Below are 17,090 nucleotides of genomic sequence, written 5' to 3'. Positions count from 1 at the left end.
GCTGCACGCCGCTGCACTCTTGCGCGCGATGCCTTTAGGGCGCCGCGACGGCAGGCCATGGGCAGAGCACGCATCAGTGGGCGACGTTCGCCCGGCCAACCGTGCGGGCCAAGCCTTTGAAGATGTTTCCGTGACTACACCGGCCTTGCCCCGGACAAACTGACGCCAAGAACGCGCAATCCCGCTCCGGTCTTATCTGCGGATGACACCGGGTCGGACAACAACAGAGAGGACATACTTAATGCCATTACAAAAAACAGATATCCGCCCATCGATCGGGCTGGCGCTGGTGCCGATCATTCTGACGCTGGGCATACTTGCGGTTCAGATCTTCTACTTCGGGGATTTCACGCCGCATATTCCGCTGGCGATCGGCATCGCGCTGACCGCGGTTGTCGGGCTCATCGAGGGTCTGACCTGGGACGAGATCGAAAAAGGCGCGTTCCACGTCATCGCGGTCTCCTTTCCGGCGGTGTCGGTGCTGATCCTTGTCGGCATGATCGTCGGCACCTGGATTGCGTCGGGTACGGTTCCAACCCTGATCTACTATGGCCTGTCGATCCTATCGCCACAGCTGTTCCTGGCCGCCGGCATGATCCTATGTGCGATCGTGTCACTGGCGCTTGGGACCTCCTGGGGGACCGTCGGCACCGTTGGCCTGGCGCTGATGGGCATTGGCGAGGGATTTGATATCCCGGCCTACTGGACCGCCGCCGCCGTGGTCTCCGGCGCGTTCTTCGGCGACAAGGTCTCGCCGCTGTCGGACACGACCAACTTGGCCCCTGCTGTGACGGATACGCATCTGTTCGACCACATTCGCAACATGCTGCCCACCACGGTTCCGGCCATGCTGATCGCACTGTTGATCTACACGATCGTCGGCTTCAGCCTCGGTGAGGGCAAGCCCTCCTTCGAGCGCATCGAAAGCTTCAAGGGCGCGCTGGACGGATCGTTTGACATCACCCCATGGTTGCTGCTTCCGGCGCTGCTGGTGGTGACGCTGGCGATGATGAAAATGCCGGCGATCCCGACCCTGTTCATCGGCGTGGTGGTGGCCTCGCTGATCGCGATCTTCGTGCAGGGCGCATCGGTGCATGACATCTTTACCTACGCCAACTACGGCTACTCCGTCGAAACCGGGGTCGAGGCGATGGATGCGCTGATGAACCGGGGTGGTATCCAGTCGATGATGTGGACCATCTCGCTGATCCTGATCGCGCTTGGTTTTGGTGGCGCGCTGGAGCGCACCGGCTGTCTGGCGGCGATCATCGAGGTCCTGACCAGACGGGTAAAGACCATCGCAGGCCTGCAGACCTCGGCGATCCTGTCGTCGATGGCAACCAACACCGTCGCGGGCGACCCCTATCTGTCGATCGCACTGCCGGGCCGCATGTTCAAGCCGGTCTATGACCGTATGGGCTATTCGCGCCTGAACCTTGCACGCGCCACCGAAGAAGGCGGCACCATCATCTCGCCGCTGATCCCGTGGAACGCAGGCGGTGCATTCGTGATCTCGGCGCTGGCGCTGGGCATCTCCGAGGGCAACCTGGAGAACCTGCTCTATATTCCGCTGTCCTTCGCCTGCTGGCTGGCCCCGGTGTTTGGCATTTTCTACGCCTGGACCGGCCTGTTCACACCCAAGGCGGATCCGGCTGATCTGCCCGCCACCGGCGACGCGGCAGAACGTCCGGCAGAGTAACCCTCACGACACCCATCATTGGTTGCTCCCGGTTCAGGCCGGGGGCGGCCACCTAGCCGCGATTGCTGACGCGGCCCCCGGCATCGATCGCCAGGCACAGCCACCGATCCGGCCATCAACAGCGCCCCAATGGCTTCGGCGACGCCACGCACCTCTCCAGCCCTGCGCATACGCACAGCCCCGGTGAGCCTCCGCAGATTTTCCCATCGCCCCGCGCAGCCTATCTTCTGTGATGAAACCTCTCATCAGGAGATCCACATGTCACTGCGCCCCATTCTGGAAACACGCGCCGCCCAACCCACGATGGAGGGCGCTGGCGTGCATCTGCACCGCGCCTTCGGCTTTCAGGACCCCAGCGAGCTGGACCCGTTCCTGCTGTTTGACGACTTTCGCAACGACCACCCGGAGCTCTACCAACAGGGGTTTCCCTGGCATCCCCATCGCGGCATCGAGACCATCACCTATGTGCTGGAAGGCGCTGTCGAGCATGGCGACAGCCTCGGCAATACCGGCAGCCTTGGCGCGGGCGATGTGCAGTGGATGACCGCCGGGTCCGGCATCCTGCATCAGGAGATGCCAAGCGGGAACACCAAGGGCCAGATGCATGGCTTTCAGCTCTGGGGCAACCTGCCCGGCAGCCAGAAGATGTGCGCACCGCGCTATCAGGACGTGCAGGGCAAGGACATCCCCGAGGTCATCGACGACGACGGCACACGGGTGAAGGTGATCGTGGGCGAATTCTGGGGCAAACGCGGCCCGGTCGACGGCATTGCTGCCGATCCGCAATATCTCGATGTCTATATCCCCGCAGGCGTGAAAAAGATCTTCAAGATCGACACCTACCGCCGCGCCTTCGCCTATGTTTTCAATGGTCAGGCGGCCTTTGCCGATGCCTCCCGCCCCACCGGCGTGCTGCTGGAAAAGGAGGTCGCAGGCCACGAGGTCAACATCCGCGACATGTCCGGGGACCGCACGCTGGTGCGCTTTGGGACCGGCGACGAGGTCACCGTTCAGGCCGGCCCCGAGGGCGTGCGCTTCCTGCTGATCTCCGGCGCCCCGATCGAGGAGCCGGTGGCCTGGCACGGCCCCATCGTGATGAACACCCAGGCCGAGCTGCAAAAAGCCTTTGCCGAGCTGCGCAACGGGACGTTTATTAGGCCCGCTCACTGATCGGGAAAACCGGTACCCACTTTTCCCTGTGAGCGGCGCGGCCCGCCCACTGATCGGGGAAAACCGGTGCCCACTTTTCCCTGTGAGCGGCGCTCCAGCGCTGCTCACTCTCTATGTCGCAATCACCCACAACACCCGCCCATCGGGTCAAGGGGGCCAACGGCCCCGCCCGGCACGGGCGGCGTGCCCTTGACGCGCCCAACCTCAAAAAACTTGAACGCGGCTCCTGAGGGCAGACCTGCCCCTCAGGACCGTCTCAGCAGCCCTGTTTTACAACACCAGCGCCAGACACCGCGCCCGCCAACAGCCATCACCTCGCCCCCTGCAGAATAAAAGCGCGCGGAAGCGCTCCGCTTGGCACCCTCAACCGCGTTCCGCATCCCAGGTATAGGTGACCTCACCTGCCTCGCTCGGCGCGCCCCGCACGAAGCCGTTCTTTTGCAGAACCCGGGCAGAGGCGGCGTTGTCCGCCATTACACCACCGGATAGGACCACAGGCTGGCCACGATACAGGTCCTGAAGCGCGCGCAGCATTTCGCTGGCGTATCCCTGCCCCCAGGTCGCTCGGACAAAGAGATACCCGAGATGACGCAGGCGATCTCCCGCAGCCCCATGCGACAGGATCAACAGTCCGATCACCTCGCCGGCCCGGGTTGACAGCGCCACCACCTCGGCCTCCTGCTGCACGCCGTCCAGCAGCACACAACGTGCGGCATCCGTCTCCAGCCCCTGAAAACCATCCGGCAGATAGGTAACCACTTCGGGCTCGAACAGCGCGTCGCGATCCTGTGGCGACAGTCGCGCGACGGGGACCGCCCGTAACCGTTCCGACTGCAAGGCCAACAGTGCCATGTGGCCTACACCCCCACCGATTTGCGCACCATGTCCCAGTAGAGCGTCTCGACCTCCACCAGCGACAAGCGCCCACCGTCGCGGTACCAGGTCAATACCCCGTTCAGCATCGCAATCACCGCCAAGGCAGCGATCTTGGTATCCGGCACCCGAAACAGCCCCTGCGCCACGCCGGCCTTCAGGATACCCTCAAGCTGGTCCTCATAGGCGCGGCGGCGGTCCTCGATATGGGCAAAATTCTCCTCGGTGAGATTGCGAAGCTCCATATAGGCGATGAACACCGCATCCGGGCGTTCGAGGTTGTAGCGGATGTGAAACCGCACAAATCCCTCCAGCTGCCCCATCACATCCTCAGGCACCTGCTCTGTCGCCCATGCGGACAACAGCCCCTCCATATGTGCCTGCATCAGATCGAACAGCAGGCTCTGCTTGTCGGCGGTATAATTATAGAGCGCGCCTGCCTGCACCCCCACCGCACCCGCAATCTGGCGCATGGAGACGGCGGCATAGCCGTGGCGGGCAAACAGCTCCTGCGCGGCCGCACGGATGCGGGGGCCGGTGATGTCGGAATGGGAACCTTGAGTACGTGCCATATGCCCAAGGTAACTGAACATTTGTTCAGATAAAAGCGGCATGGCAGCCCGCGCAGATTAACTTGTACCCACAGGCGCATTTGTGCATCAAGGGCGAAACTCCAGACAGAAAGCTTGGTATGTCCATCCCCGCCAAACTGACCACCCTGATGCTCTCTGCGCCTGCACCTGTGGCGGCGCGCCGTGTGGTTCTGTCGGCCTGCGCACTGCTGGCCCTGACGGCGGGCTGTTCGCGCGTGCCGCAGCTTGAGGACCGCTTGCCTGCGGATCTGCGCCAACAGCCCTACCCCAGGTTGCTGCCGCTCGACACCGCCCTGGCACAGCAGCCGCTGCCCGAAGAGGAAAGCGCCGAGCTGTCGGATACGCTTGATGCCCGTGCGGCCCGTTTGCGCCGACGGGCCGAGGAATTACGCCGCCGTCAGCCCTGAGGCAGGGTTTGGCCGCGTTGAACATTGCACCAGCGGGCCAGAGCCGCTAAGGCGACTGCGAACCCATAGACCGCCAATACAATAAGGACCTCCACTATGACTGAACCGCTTCGACTGGGGATTGCAGGTTTGGGCACGGTCGGCATGGGCGTGGTGAAAATCATCCGCCGCCATGCTGCCCTGTTGGAGGCCCGCACGGGACGCCCGGTGGTGATTACCGCCGTCTCCGCCCGAGACGCCACCAAGGATCGCGGCGTCTCGCTGAAGGACTACGCCTGGGAGACCGACCCGGTGGCGCTGGCCACCCGCGATGACGTGGATGTGTTTGTCGAACTGATGGGCGGCCACGAGGGCGCCGCCAAACGCGCCACCGAGGCCGCATTGGCGGCGGGCAAGGATGTGGTCACCGCCAACAAGGCGCTTCTGGCCATTCACGGTCAGGCGCTGGCCGAACAGGCCGAGGCCAATGGCCGCGTGATCCGCTTTGAAGCTGCCGTGGCCGGTGGCATCCCGGTGATCAAATCCCTCACAGAGGGGCTTGCGGGCAACGAGATCACCCGCGTCATGGGGGTGATGAACGGCACCTGCAACTACATCCTGACCCGGATGGAAACCGCCGGCCTGCCCTATGCGACCGTGTTCAAGGAGGCCGATGATCTGGGCTTTCTCGAAGCCGACCCGACGCTGGACGTGGGCGGCATCGATGCCGGTCACAAGCTGGCGCTCTTGGCCTCCATCGCTTTTGGCACCAAACCAGCCTTTGACAATGTGAAGCTGGAAGGCATCCAGCGCATCGCCATCGAGGACATCCGCCACGCCGCCGACATGGGCTACCGGATCAAGCTTCTGGGCGTGGCGCAGCGCTCTGCCCGCGGGCTGGAGCAGCGTATGACCCCCTGTCTGGTGCCCGCGAATTCGCCGCTGGGCCAGCTGGAGGGCGGCACCAATATGGTGGTGATCGAAGGCGACGCCATCGAACAGGTGGTGCTGCGCGGCCCCGGTGCCGGTGAAGGCCCCACCGCCAGCGCGGTGATGGGCGATGTTCTGGACATTGCGCGCGGCTTGCGCATCGCAACCTTTGGCCAGCCTGCCGCAACGCTGGAAGAGACCCCGGCGGCACAGACCGGCCTGCCCGCGCCGCATTACGTGCGCATGGCGCTGCAGGACAAGCCCGGTGCCATGGCCAAGGTGGCATCGGCGCTTGGTGATGCGGGCGTGTCGATCCACCGCATGCGCCAGTACGACCATGCCACCACCATCGCGCCGGTGCTGATCGTGACCCACAAATGCACCTCCGCAATGCTGGAACAGGCACTGGAGGGGCTGGCTGCAACCGGCGTTGTCGAGGGCGCACCGGTGGCGCTGCGCATCGAAGAACTGTGACATTTCCCCTCTATAGGGGGCAAAGCGCGCGGGCCCTGATCGCCTCGGCGGCAGCCCGCGCAAGACCGAACCATATGCGTAACTGTTAGCGACACCAGCTTCGCCCGCGCCTTGCCCCGATGGGGGCGGCCGGGCTATGCCAAATGGGATCGCGCTAGTTTGAGATAGGAATACTGGGAATGACTTCGACCACCGCCGACGCGCCGTTTCACGACCGCCTGCTGTCCCTGGGCCTGGCCCGGGTTGCCGAACAGGCCGCCCTGGCCTCTGCCCCGCTGATCGGGCGCGGCGACGAAAAGGCCGCCGACCAGGCCGCCGTGAACGCCATGCGCGAACAGCTCAACCTGCTGGACATCGCCGGCGTGGTGGTGATCGGCGAAGGCGAGCGGGACGAAGCACCCATGCTGTTCATCGGCGAGGAAGTGGGCACCGGCAATGGCCCCGGCGTCGACATCGCGCTGGATCCGCTGGAAGGCACCACCCTGACCGCCAAGGACATGCCCAACGCGCTCACCGTGATCGCAATGGGGCCGCGCGGCTCCATGCTGCACGCGCCCGACACCTATATGGACAAGCTGGCCATCGGCCCGGGCTACCCCGAGGGCGTGGTGTCACTGGACATGTCGCCGCGCGAGCGGGTCGAAGCGCTGGCCAAGGCCAAGGGCTGCGCCCCCTCCGACATCACCGTCTGCATTCTGGAACGCCCCCGTCACGAGCCGATGATCGCCGAGGTGCGCGAAACCGGTGCCTCCATCCGCCTGATCACCGATGGCGACGTGGCCGGTGTGATGCACTGCGCCGAGGCCGAGACCACCGGCATCGACATGTACATGGGCTCCGGCGGCGCACCGGAGGGCGTGCTTGCGGCGGCTGCACTGAAATGCATGGGCGGGCAGATCTTTGGCCGGCTGCTGTTCCGCAACGATGACGAGCGTGGCCGTGCCGCCAAGGCCGGTATCACCGATCTGGACCGCATCTATGCCCTTGACGAGATGGTGACGCAGGACGTGATCTTTGCCGCCACCGGGGTGACCGGCGGCTCGCTGCTGCCGCGCATCAAGCGCCAGCCGGGCTGGGTTGAGACGACCACGTTGTTGATGCGCTCCAAGACCGGTTCGGTGCGGCGCATGACCTACCGCACGCCGCTGAGCGCGCATCAGTAATCCCGCTTCGGCCTCAGCGCTTGCAGCTGGGGTCGGGATTTAGGTATTTGGGAAAAGATGAAAGGCCGGGTCCCGCACGGGTCCGGCCTTTGCACATAACGGGAGTGCGGATTTGAGTTTTCTGGGTGTCGAGACCTCTCTGACCGGGCGCTGCTGGCGGGGACCCGGCGTCGATCAATCCCGCGCGGGTGAGCATCTGGCGCAAGAAACCGGCCTGCCCGCCGCCGTCTGCCAGGTGCTGGCACGGCGCGGGGTGCCCGCGCATGAGGCCACCGGGTTCCTGACCCCGCAACTGAAGGAGCTGCTGCCAGATCCACGTCGGATGAAGGACATGGAGACCGCCGCCGCACGTTTCTTGCAGGCGGTGGAACGGCGCGAGCGGATTGCGATTTTTGCCGATTATGACGTGGATGGCGGGTCGTCGGCGGCGCTGCTGATGGTCTATCTGCGGCAGATGGGGCAGCAGGCGACGCTGTATATTCCAGACCGGATCGACGAGGGCTATGGCCCCAATGACGCCGCCATGGCCGGTCTGGCGCGCGATCACGACCTGATTGTCTGCGTTGACTGCGGCACGCTCTCGCATGGGCCGATCGCCGCGGCCAAGGGCGCGGATGTGGTGGTGCTGGACCACCACCTGGGCGGCGAGACCCTGCCCGACTGCGTGGCGGTGGTGAACCCGAACCGCCAGGACGAGGATGGCGATCTGGGCTATTTCTGCGCTGCCGGCGTGGTGTTCCTGATGCTGGTCGAGGTGCGCCGTCAGGCCCGCGAAAAGGGGCTTGGCGCGGGGCCGGACCTGATGGCGATGTTGGATCTGGTGGCCTTGGCGACCGTGGCTGATGTGGCGCCGCTGATCGGCGCCAACCGGGCGTTGGTACGCCAGGGGCTGAAGGTCATGGGTCAGCGCCAGCGCGCAGGATTGGTGGCGCTGGCGGATGTGAGCCGGATGGATTCGGCGCCCTCGACCTATCACCTCGGGTTCCTGCTGGGCCCGCGCGTCAACGCGGGCGGGCGGATCGGCAAGGCGGATCTCGGTGCGCGGCTGTTGTCGACGGAGAACCCGCATGAGGCCGCCGCGCTGGCCGAACGGCTGGATCAGCTCAACACCGAGCGCCGCGACATTGAAAACGCCGTGCGCGCCGCCGCCCTGGAACAGGCTGAGGAGCGTGGCTTTGACGCGCCTCTGGTCTGGGCGGCGGGCGAAGGCTGGCATCCGGGCGTGGTCGGCATCGTCGCCTCGCGCCTGAAGGAGGCCACAGGTCGCCCGGCTATTGTCATCGGACTGGATGGCGATGAGGGCAAGGGGTCGGGCCGCTCGGTGTCCGGCATCGACCTTGGCGCCTCGATCCAGAGGGTGGCGATGGAAGGGCTGTTGCTGAAGGGCGGCGGCCACAAGATGGCGGCGGGGCTAACCGTGGCGCGCGACCAGTTGGAACCAGCCATGGCGCGGCTGGCGGAGCTGTTGGAGAAACAGGGCGCCGGAGACCTCGGGCCCTCCGATCTGAAGCTCGACGGCATGCTGATGCCGGGCGCGGCCACCGTGGATCTGATCGAACAGATCGAACAGGCCGGACCCTTTGGCGCTGGCGCCCCTGCCCCGCGCTACGGCTTTCCCGACATGGCGGTGAGATTCGCCAAACGGGTGGGCGAATCGCATCTCAAGGTCAGCTTTACCGATGGCATGGGCGGCAATATCGACGCCATCGCCTTTGGGGCCTTTGATACCGCGCTGGGGCCGCGCCTGCTGGAGCATGGTGGCGCGCGGTTTCATGTGGCCGGACGGCTGGAGGTGAACACCTGGGGTGGCCGCCAGAGCGCGCAACTGCGGTTGGAGGACGCCGCCGAGGCTTGACATGGCGTCAAAGGGCGAGGTCAGCGCCCTCCAGCCGCCTGTGGATAAGAATTTTGCGCCGCCCGCGTTTTTTTCGCTTGCGGCCTGCGGCGCAAAACCCTAAACACCCGCTCACACCAAGAGTGCTCCGTTCGTCTATCGGTTAGGACGCCAGGTTTTCAACCTGGAAAGAGGGGTTCGATTCCCCTACGGAGTACCACTTTCTCCCCGTAGTTATCGAGCAAACATCCCGCACACTGCGCGATGCAATGCCGCGTGAAACATGTCGCGCGTCACGTTAAACGCTTGGTTTCACTATGAATCTCACGCTCTGCCCCCTGTCGTAAAAACTTTGCACTTTGGGCAGATTTCCTCTTGCGCGGTTGGGCCACCTTCAGTAAACACCCGCTCACACCAAGAGTGCTCCGTTCGTCTATCGGTTAGGACGCCAGGTTTTCAACCTGGAAAGAGGGGTTCGATTCCCCTACGGAGTACCACTTTTCCTTTTCGAAAAGCTGGCGCATCCCACCACTCACACACGATCTATTTGCAGGCGCGACGGGGATTATCCTGTTGAGGAAATGGCCCGTCGCAGGCGGATCAGGGCCTCAGCCTGTTCGTCCAGATCATTGAGGCAAGCGCCCAGAACCACGCCGTTGCAGGCGCCCGCGCGGCGGCTGTAGGCCGAAAGCGCCTCGGCCCCGACCCCTTCGGCGCGGGCGGCGGCTACGATTGGCCTGTCTGCAAATGCGGCATGCAGATGCAAAACCACCTGCATGCCGGCCTGATGGTCCACCACATGCCCCACATCGCCAAACCCGGCCCGCAGGGCCTCGATCAGGTTGCGGTGGCGCTCCGCGTAGATCCGGCGCACCCGGCGCAGATGCCGGTAGAACTCACCCTGCTGCATGAACTCCGCCAGGGCCGCCTGCGGCATGGCGCTGGCGCGTGCCCCCTTGGCGCGCATGGCCTGTGCCAGCCGGTCAATCAGCCCATCGGGGGCCACGATATAGCCCATGCGCAGGCTGTTGGAGAAGATCTTGGAAAAGCTGCCGATATAGACCGTGCGCCCCTGCCCGTCGACGCCCGCCAATGCCGGGATCGGGCGGCCGGCGTAGCGGAATTCCGAATCGTAATCATCCTCGATGATCCAGCCCTGCGACTGCGCCGCCCAGCGCACAAAGTCCTGCCGTCGCCCCGCTGTCATCGCGCCGCCCAGCGGGTATTGATGCGAGGGCGTCAGCACCACCACATCGGTGCCATCGCCGGGAGTCGGCAGCTCCGCCCCCTGTGGGTCCAGCGCCAGATCTCGGGTGCAGCGGCCCTGCGCCTCGGCAAAGCGGCGGATCGGGGGAAAGCCCGGATCCTCCACCCCCACCGCGCCCTCGGCCGTGGCCAGCGCATGCAGACAGATGTCCAGCGCCTCGGTCGCGCCGGAGGTCACCAGCACCTGGTCCGGACGCGCCGCGATGCCGCGCCAGTCGCGCACATGGGTCGCGATGGCCTGCCGCAGCTCCGGGTGCCCAAAACGGCCACAGCCGCTGAGCATGTCCTCTGGCCGGGTGCGGCACAGGCGGGCGACGCATTTGGCCCAAGCGCGGTGCGGAAACAGCCGCATGTCGGGCTGGCCCGCCTCCAACAGCAGATCTCCGCGCTCGGTCAATTCCGGGGGCGCGGTCGCGGGCGCGCCCGGGGACAGTTCGACCTCACCCATGGCGCAAACCGTGTAGCCGGAGCCGCGACGAGAGGCGAGATAGCCCTCCGCCACCAGCTGTTCATAGGCGGTGACCACAGTGGCACGCGCCACGCCCAGATCCTGCGCCAAGGCCCGGGTTGCGGGCAGCCGCGCGCCGGTCTCCAGCGCGCCGGAGCGGATGCGGGCGCGGAAGGAGACGCAGATCTGCTCGAACATCGGCACTGCAGAGGCGCGGTCCGGCATGAAGGCAGGCGTGGGTTTAGGCATCAATTGGTCCGGTGAGTATGTGCTGAAGGAGAGCGTAACGCCCTGCCAATGGCGCAACAAGCAAAGACCGGGCCCGAGGCCCGGTCCTGTCCTATCTGTCGTGAGGTGCCCTCGCCTACTCGGCGGCCTGCAAACCGGCAAAGGCGCGCAGTTCCACGAAAGTCTCATTGTAGCAGGCGCCGTCGCCGATATCCGTGCGCACCTCCACCGGGATCAGCGCATTGGCCGTGAGACCCGTGGCGGAGCTGATGCGCCATGTGCCCTTGGGCGCATAAACCACGCCGCGTTGCATCGCGTCCGAGACCTTGAGTCGAAAGGTGACGCTGCCGCGGGTGTTGGAAACCTCCACCGTGTCGCCATCCTGCAGCCCGCGCGCGGCCGCATCCTCTGGGTGCACCTCGATGCTTTCGGGGCCGGCAGAGAGCGGCGCGCTCCCGAAGGTGGCGTTGATACGCTTATCGGAGCTGGGGGTGATGAGCACCAGCGGCAGGTCCTGCGGCACCGGATCAAAGCGCGGCACGCCAAAGCCGGTCTCCGCCTGCAGGGCATCGCTGAACAGCTCGATCCGGCCGCTTTTCGTGTCGGGCTGCACTGTGTCGCAGAGGATCAGCGCAGTGCCGTCCTGAGCCTGCATTTCCAGCGCGCGGTCGGTGGGCATCTGACTTGGCGGGCGGCCCTCGAACTGCGGATGGCTGGCGTCCATCGCGTCATCCATCAGCTGCGCGTCACTGGCCTGATGGGCGGCTTCCGTGTAGCCGAAGCGCGCCGCCAGACGGCGGAAGATCTCGGTGTTGGGCAGGCTCTCGCCCACCGGCGCGATCACCGGCGCGGCGCGTTGCACGTAGTTCTGGCCATAGGCGGCAAAGATCTCGTCATGCTCGAAATGCGTGGCGGCAGGCAGGATCACATCGCAATAGGCCATGCTGTCGGTCATCACCACATCGCAGCCGACGGTGAAGATCTCCGGCTGGCTGAGCGCCGCGATCATGCGGGCCTGATCGGGATGGGTGGCGATGGGGTTGTGGTTGTAGATCATCACAGCGTTGATTGGCGTGGGCTGGTCCCGGTCCAGCATCAGCCGCGCCACGTCGAGGATGTTGACCACCCGTGTCGCCGGGTCGATCAGGTGGTCACCTTGCAGCCGCGCCCGGGTCTTGGGCGAGGCGAGACCGGACTTGGCCACCACCCCGGCCCCAAGCCGCCCGTGCTGGCCCAGCAGCGCATTGAGCGCCATCGCCGCGCGCAGGCCAGAGCCGCCGGAGCGCCCACGCTCCATGCCGTTGCCGGTGGAGGTGGCCATGCGGTCCGCCACCTGCATCCAGTCCGCTAGTTGCAGGATGTCGCCCTCGTCAAGGCCACAGATCCGGGCGGTTTCGGCAATGGTATATCTGCGCGCCTCCGCCATATAGGCCTCCGCGCCCTGCACCCACTGCGCGATAAAGCCGTTGTCGAAGGCGCCGCGCCGCTCCAGTTCGGCGGCGATGCCATGGGCCAAAACCACATCAGTGCCGGGTTTGACCTGCAGGTAGAGATCCGCCTGCTGTGCGAGCTTGATCCGCTTGGGGTCGATCACCACCAGCCGGGCGCCCCTGGCACGGGCGGCTTTGACCACGCGGGTCAAATGCAGGTTGGAGACGGTGACATTGTTGCCCCAGACCACGATCAGGTCGGAATGTGCGGCCTGTTCCGGCGGCATGCCGGGAGCGTTGCCATAGAGGCTCTCATAGGCAAGGCCGCGCACCCCGCCACAGAGCGGGCCGCGGTTCATGCGTGTGGCCCCAAGGCGATAAAAGAACCGCCGGTCCAGCGAGCCACCGGCCAGCTCGCCATGCGGGCCGGCGTAGTTCAGCGGCAGGATAGATTGGGGCCCATGCGCGTCAATCGCGGCGGTAAAGCCCTCTGCCACCAGATCCAGCGCCGCGTCCCAGCTGATCCGCTCGAACTCGTCCGATCCGCGCGGGCCAACACGGCGCAACGGATGGGTCAGACGGGCGGGGCCGTGCACGAAATCCGGATAGGCGCGGGTGACCTTGTTGCAGACCACCCCGGCGGTAAAGGGATTGGCCTCGGAGCCCCGCACGGCGGTGATCTGATCGCCCGTGACCTCGACGCTGAGACTGCAGGTGTCGGGACAATCCAGCGGGCAGACGCTGGGCAGGATGCGCGAGACTTCGGCTTCAGGATGTTGGCTGGACATGGCTGTGCTCCGCATTGGCTGAGGGTTTTCAACAGCCTACCGAAGGGCAGCCCATAGAAAAGCTCCAATATAGGGCACTTTGACCAGTCCAATTCTCACGGCTCAGCACACACAGAACCGATCCACTGGTGCCGGGACGGCAACCGGGGTGTCTCCTGCGTCACGCCTGTAGATTGTTCAGGCCGATTTGGTGTCGTGCTCGACCATCTCAGCCTCAAGTCCCGGAGCATAGAACATGTGCTGCGCGCGCCCGGCCCGTTTGGCGGCATAGAGTGCCACATCCGCCTGATGCAGCAATGCCGCGGGATCGGGACTCGCAAGCTCTGTGGAGAGGGTCGTTCCGGCCGATGCGGAGATCCGGCATTCGTCCACGCCATACATGATCGGTTCTTCGAGACGCGTGATCAGGCGGCGTCCCAGATCTTGCAGGCGGTTGCGATCCATAAGCCCTTCAAACACCAGGACGAATTCATCGCCGCCAATCCGCGCGACCGTATCAAACTTGCGGGTGCAATCGACCATGATGGCCGCGACCCGCTGCAACACCGTGTCGCCTGCAGCGTGACCAAAGGTGTCGTTCACCGACTTGAAGAAATCCAGATCCACATGCATCAGCGCAAAATCGCGCCCGCCACTGATCAGGCGGTTCAAGACGTGATCCATGGCGCGGCGGTTTTTCAGCCCCGTCAGCGTATCGGTAAAGGCCTGTTCCTCGGCCGCGATCTTGGCGCCCTGCAGGCGCAGGTTCAGCTGGCGCGAGGCCTCCATCGCGGCGGATTTCGCCTCCACCAGATAGAGCATCTCGATGGTCAGATCGGTGGGCGAGAAATCCTGGCTGGTCAGGTTGAAATCGCGCACCGCATCCAGAACCGAGATCCCGAATGACAGGTTGATAAATGCGCCCTGCCCGTCTGGCAGCGGCACCAACACGCCCTTCATGCGAGTGTGCGGCGCCTCCCGCAGCTGAAAATGCAGTTTGCAGCCAGCCGTTTCGAGCAGGTCGGAGATGGATTTGACCCAGCGCGGGCGCTGCAGGTCGAGAACGTCGAAGAAGGACTTTCCTTTCCAGTCGTCGCCATCACACAGTTTAAGCAAGGTCGGGCCATGGCTGGTCACCGTGCCCTCGGCATCGATCATCACATGCATCGGGCACACCTGACTGGCGAGCCCTGCCAGATCGTCAAAGGTCATCATAGTGAATGCGCCCCCAGGTCAAAGGCCCGCCCCTCGGCGAACTCGCTTTCGATCAGCGTGATGGAGATCACATCCGCACCATCCCGCGTGCCGGACTGGTCGAGAATCACCAAGGCCCCATAGTCATCCGCCATGGCGCGCAATACGCCGGTCATCACCTGCGCATACCCCTGCACCCCCGGCTGACACAGCAGATCGAACTGGCCGGGCGCCTGTTCAATCAACTCCAGCCCCGGCAAATGCAGGTCGGACACCGCCAGCCGAGCGCGGTCCGGCAGATCATCGAGCGAATGCAGGAACTCGACATAATTCACGCCGCCAAAGCGCAGTAGACGTCTCAACGCTTCCACCTGCGGATTGGACACCAGAAACGTGCCGACGTCCTCCAGAATTTCAGCAAGCGGGCGTTGCAGGTTGCGTTCGAGCGCGCGCAGCATGCGCGAGGATTGGTCTTCGGGATACACAAGCATAGCCTCGAACTCGGAAAATCCGAGCTCGCTGTCGTCCATGATTTCGCCCCAGCGTTTGTCACCGTAGGTGCTGATGACAAAAGCCTGAACTGCCCTGTTGATCAAACCGTGCATACGGCCGTTCCCTAATTCACCTCAGCCTTTTCTACCGCCTACATGCTTAAGAAAGACCGAATATTCTTCTATCGCTGTTTTCTGATAAAGGGTTTTCCCAGCTTTGAAACCTCCCGACACACAGCAAAGCTAACGCAAAATAAAAAACCCGCAGGGTCTCGCCTACGGTCTTCTAGCTGTCATCGGTAGTGCTGTGTTCGACTCTGGGTTCGCCCTGGCAACAATGCGCGACACCGCGTTCTAAACTCGTCCTCGACCATCCCAAAACATGCTTGTTATGGCTGATTATACCAAAACACGCAGGCGTTCCAAAGGAATACTGTCCAGGAGAGGCCGAAAACCGGCTAAAGTTGCTGAACGCGAACCGGAGGCGACAGGCCGTCAAAAATCGGTCGGAGCGCCGCCCTCGGCCTTGCGACGGTCCACAAAGGCCGCCAACTCCTCGCGGATTGCTGGGTCCAGCGGCGGTTCCTCGAACTCTGCGATGATCTCCTTGAACATCGTATGTGCCCGCTCGGCAGTCCAGACACCGCCAGCGGCCTCCCAGGCCTCATAGTTGCGCCAATCGCTCAGGAAGGGCTGATAAAAGGCCGTGGCGTAGCGGTCCTGGGTGTGCTGTGTGCCGAAGAAATGGCCGTTGTTACCCACCTCGCGGATCGCCTCCAGCGCAATCTCGTCCGGGCCGGTGGCGTTGATTGCCGGGTCCATGTAGCGCTGGATCATCTGCAGCACTTCGCAGTCCATGATGAATTTCTCCGGGCTGGCGATCAGCCCGCCCTCCAGCCAGCCTGCGGCGTGGTAGACCATATTCGTGCCGGACTGCACCGCCGCCCAGAGCGAATTTGAGGTCTCCCACATTGCCTGACCGTCCGGCACATTGGCAGCACAGACCCCGGAGGAGCGCATCGGAAGGCCGTAGAATCGCGCCATCTGCCCGGTCATCTGGGTGGCGCGCATGTATTCCGGGGTGCCAAAGGCCGGTGCGCCGGATTTCATGTCCACATTGGAGGTAAAGGTGCCGATGGCGCAGGGCACGCCGGGGGCGACGTATTGGAACAGGGCGATCGCACAAAGCGATTCGGCCAGTGACTGCGCCACCGCGCCCGCCATGGTCACCGGCGCCATCGCGCCCGCCAGCGTGAAAGGCGACACGATCACCGGCTGGCCGCGCCGGATCAGCCGCAGCGAGCCGTCGATCATCGGCTCGTCATGCTTCAGCGGCGAGGTGGAGTTGATGTTGGTGTACATATGCGGCTTGGCGTCGAACTCCGCATGGCTGAGGCCGCCAGCGATGCGCACCATCTCCATCACGTCCTCGACCCGCTCCTTGCCCAGCGAATAGGCATGCATCACCTTGTCGGTGAGCGTCAGCTTGTCATAAAGCACATCGAGGTGGCGCACCGAAGGATGCAGGTCGACAGGTTCCACCGGATAGCCGCCCGCAAAGTGAATGCAGTTGAAATACTGTGTCAGTTTCAAAAGGTTGCGGCAGTGTTCGCGGGTGCCGGGGATCTTCTTGTTCAGCTCCACATCCCAGTAGTTCGGCGGCGAGGAGACATTGCCGAACAGCATGGTATTGCCGCCGACGCGGATGGCACGATCCGGGTTGCGCGGCGTCAGGGTGAACTCGCGCGGAGCCTTGCCCACCATCTCCATCACAAAGTCGCGGTCCATGCGGACCAGCTCGCCCTCGACCTTGACGCCGGCCTGCTTGAAGATCTCCAGCGCCTCGTTGTTGAGGAACTGCACGCCGATCTCCTCGAGAATGCGCATGGCGCCATCGTGGATCGCGGCAATGCCCTCCTCGGTCAGTGGCTCCGTGGGGCGGTCGATATTGGTCGGAGGATTCCACGGCATCTGCTCCAGCGTGGCGGATCCGCGACGGGCCGCGGCCCCTGCTCTGCCGCCACCGCGACGTTTGCGCGCAACTGTCTCCGACATGGTGCCTCCTGTGGTGAAATGGATATCGCCCTCCATTCACTCTGCCGCAGCAGGCACCAGACACACCTGTCCATTACCGACACAGCATG

13 protein-coding genes and 2 tRNA genes are annotated in these 17,090 nt (G+C 64.3%); 8 read left to right on the top strand and 7 right to left on the bottom strand.

Translation table 11 applies throughout. From position 1 onward, the window contains the following. The first annotated feature begins 241 nt into the window (after nt 1-241). Both nhaC and R0J92_RS01570 read left to right on the top strand, forming a co-directional pair. Nucleotides 242-1,699, top strand: coding sequence for a Na+/H+ antiporter NhaC (gene nhaC / locus R0J92_RS01575; protein WP_106162216.1), 1,458 nt, complete (start codon nt 242-244; stop codon nt 1,697-1,699). A gap of 258 nt (nt 1,700-1,957) precedes the next feature. Beyond that, entirely contained in the window at nt 1,958-2,869 is a 912-nt protein-coding gene (locus R0J92_RS01570) for a pirin family protein (RefSeq protein ID WP_411050501.1), read from the top strand. A gap of 363 nt (nt 2,870-3,232) precedes the next feature. Here R0J92_RS01570 and R0J92_RS01565 read toward each other — a convergent pair whose 3' ends face one another. Together R0J92_RS01565 and R0J92_RS01560 are read right to left on the bottom strand one after the other, a co-directional pair. Next, complete coding sequence (locus R0J92_RS01565) at nt 3,233-3,721, bottom strand: GNAT family N-acetyltransferase (protein WP_411050500.1); 489 nt, start codon at nt 3,719-3,721, stop codon at nt 3,233-3,235. A 5-nt stretch (nt 3,722-3,726) separates the two neighbouring features. After that, nucleotides 3,727-4,314, bottom strand: coding sequence for a TetR/AcrR family transcriptional regulator (locus tag R0J92_RS01560; protein WP_165798083.1), 588 nt, complete (start codon nt 4,312-4,314; stop codon nt 3,727-3,729). A 119-nt stretch (nt 4,315-4,433) separates the two neighbouring features. On the opposite strand from R0J92_RS01560, the gene R0J92_RS01555 reads away from it, so the two are divergent. The 6 genes from R0J92_RS01555 (at nt 4,434) to R0J92_RS01530 (ending at nt 9,619) form a co-directional block, all read left to right on the top strand. Next, entirely contained in the window at nt 4,434-4,742 is a 309-nt protein-coding gene (locus R0J92_RS01555) for a hypothetical protein (RefSeq protein ID WP_317386865.1), read from the top strand. A gap of 96 nt (nt 4,743-4,838) precedes the next feature. Beyond that, nucleotides 4,839-6,125, top strand: a complete 1,287-nt coding sequence (locus tag R0J92_RS01550) for a homoserine dehydrogenase (protein ID WP_106162212.1) — start codon at nt 4,839-4,841, stop codon at nt 6,123-6,125. A 179-nt stretch (nt 6,126-6,304) separates the two neighbouring features. Beyond that, nucleotides 6,305-7,288 (top strand): class II fructose-bisphosphatase, encoded by a 984-nt coding sequence (glpX, locus tag R0J92_RS01545; protein WP_106162211.1) that lies wholly within the window; start codon nt 6,305-6,307, stop codon nt 7,286-7,288. Nucleotides 7,289-7,400: 112 nt separating this feature from the next. After that, nucleotides 7,401-9,143 carry a single-stranded-DNA-specific exonuclease RecJ gene (recJ, locus tag R0J92_RS01540; protein ID WP_411050499.1) on the top strand — a complete coding sequence of 581 codons (1,743 nt, stop codon included), beginning with the start codon at nt 7,401-7,403 and terminating at the stop codon, nt 9,141-9,143. Between the two features lie 124 nt (nt 9,144-9,267). Continuing rightward, a tRNA-Glu gene (locus tag R0J92_RS01535) sits at nt 9,268-9,342 on the top strand. Nucleotides 9,343-9,544: 202 nt separating this feature from the next. Further along, a tRNA-Glu gene (locus R0J92_RS01530) sits at nt 9,545-9,619 on the top strand. 68 nt (nt 9,620-9,687) lie between these two features. On the opposite strand, the gene R0J92_RS01525 is transcribed toward R0J92_RS01530, so the two are convergent. The 5 genes from R0J92_RS01525 to R0J92_RS01505 all read right to left on the bottom strand — a co-directional run bounded on the left by R0J92_RS01525 (nt 9,688) and on the right by R0J92_RS01505 (nt 17,001). Then, complete coding sequence (locus R0J92_RS01525; RefSeq protein ID WP_411050498.1) at nt 9,688-11,085, bottom strand: PLP-dependent aminotransferase family protein; 1,398 nt, start codon at nt 11,083-11,085, stop codon at nt 9,688-9,690. A gap of 115 nt (nt 11,086-11,200) precedes the next feature. Next, on the bottom strand, nt 11,201-13,282 hold the full coding sequence (locus tag R0J92_RS01520) for a molybdopterin-dependent oxidoreductase (protein ID WP_411050497.1): 2,082 nt from the start codon (nt 13,280-13,282) through the stop codon (nt 11,201-11,203). A gap of 177 nt (nt 13,283-13,459) precedes the next feature. Continuing rightward, nucleotides 13,460-14,476, bottom strand: a complete 1,017-nt coding sequence (locus tag R0J92_RS01515; protein WP_411050496.1) for a diguanylate cyclase domain-containing protein — start codon at nt 14,474-14,476, stop codon at nt 13,460-13,462. Beyond that, a complete protein-coding gene (locus R0J92_RS01510; RefSeq protein WP_106162206.1) occupies nt 14,473-15,060 on the bottom strand; it encodes a heme NO-binding domain-containing protein in 588 nt (195 codons plus the stop codon). The genes R0J92_RS01515 and R0J92_RS01510 overlap by 4 nt, the downstream gene beginning before the upstream one ends. A gap of 381 nt (nt 15,061-15,441) precedes the next feature. Beyond that, on the bottom strand, nt 15,442-17,001 hold the full coding sequence (locus tag R0J92_RS01505; protein ID WP_411050495.1) for a trimethylamine methyltransferase family protein: 1,560 nt from the start codon (nt 16,999-17,001) through the stop codon (nt 15,442-15,444). Nucleotides 17,002-17,090: the final 89 nt, after the last annotated feature.

Origin of the sequence: Tritonibacter sp. SIMBA_163 (genome assembly GCF_046535935.1) — a bacterium.
In the GTDB taxonomy this organism is placed as follows: domain Bacteria; phylum Pseudomonadota; class Alphaproteobacteria; order Rhodobacterales; family Rhodobacteraceae; genus Epibacterium; species Epibacterium scottomollicae.
The sequence above is the reverse complement of the archived record's forward strand: the minus strand, read 5'-3'. Positions and strand labels throughout refer to the sequence as shown.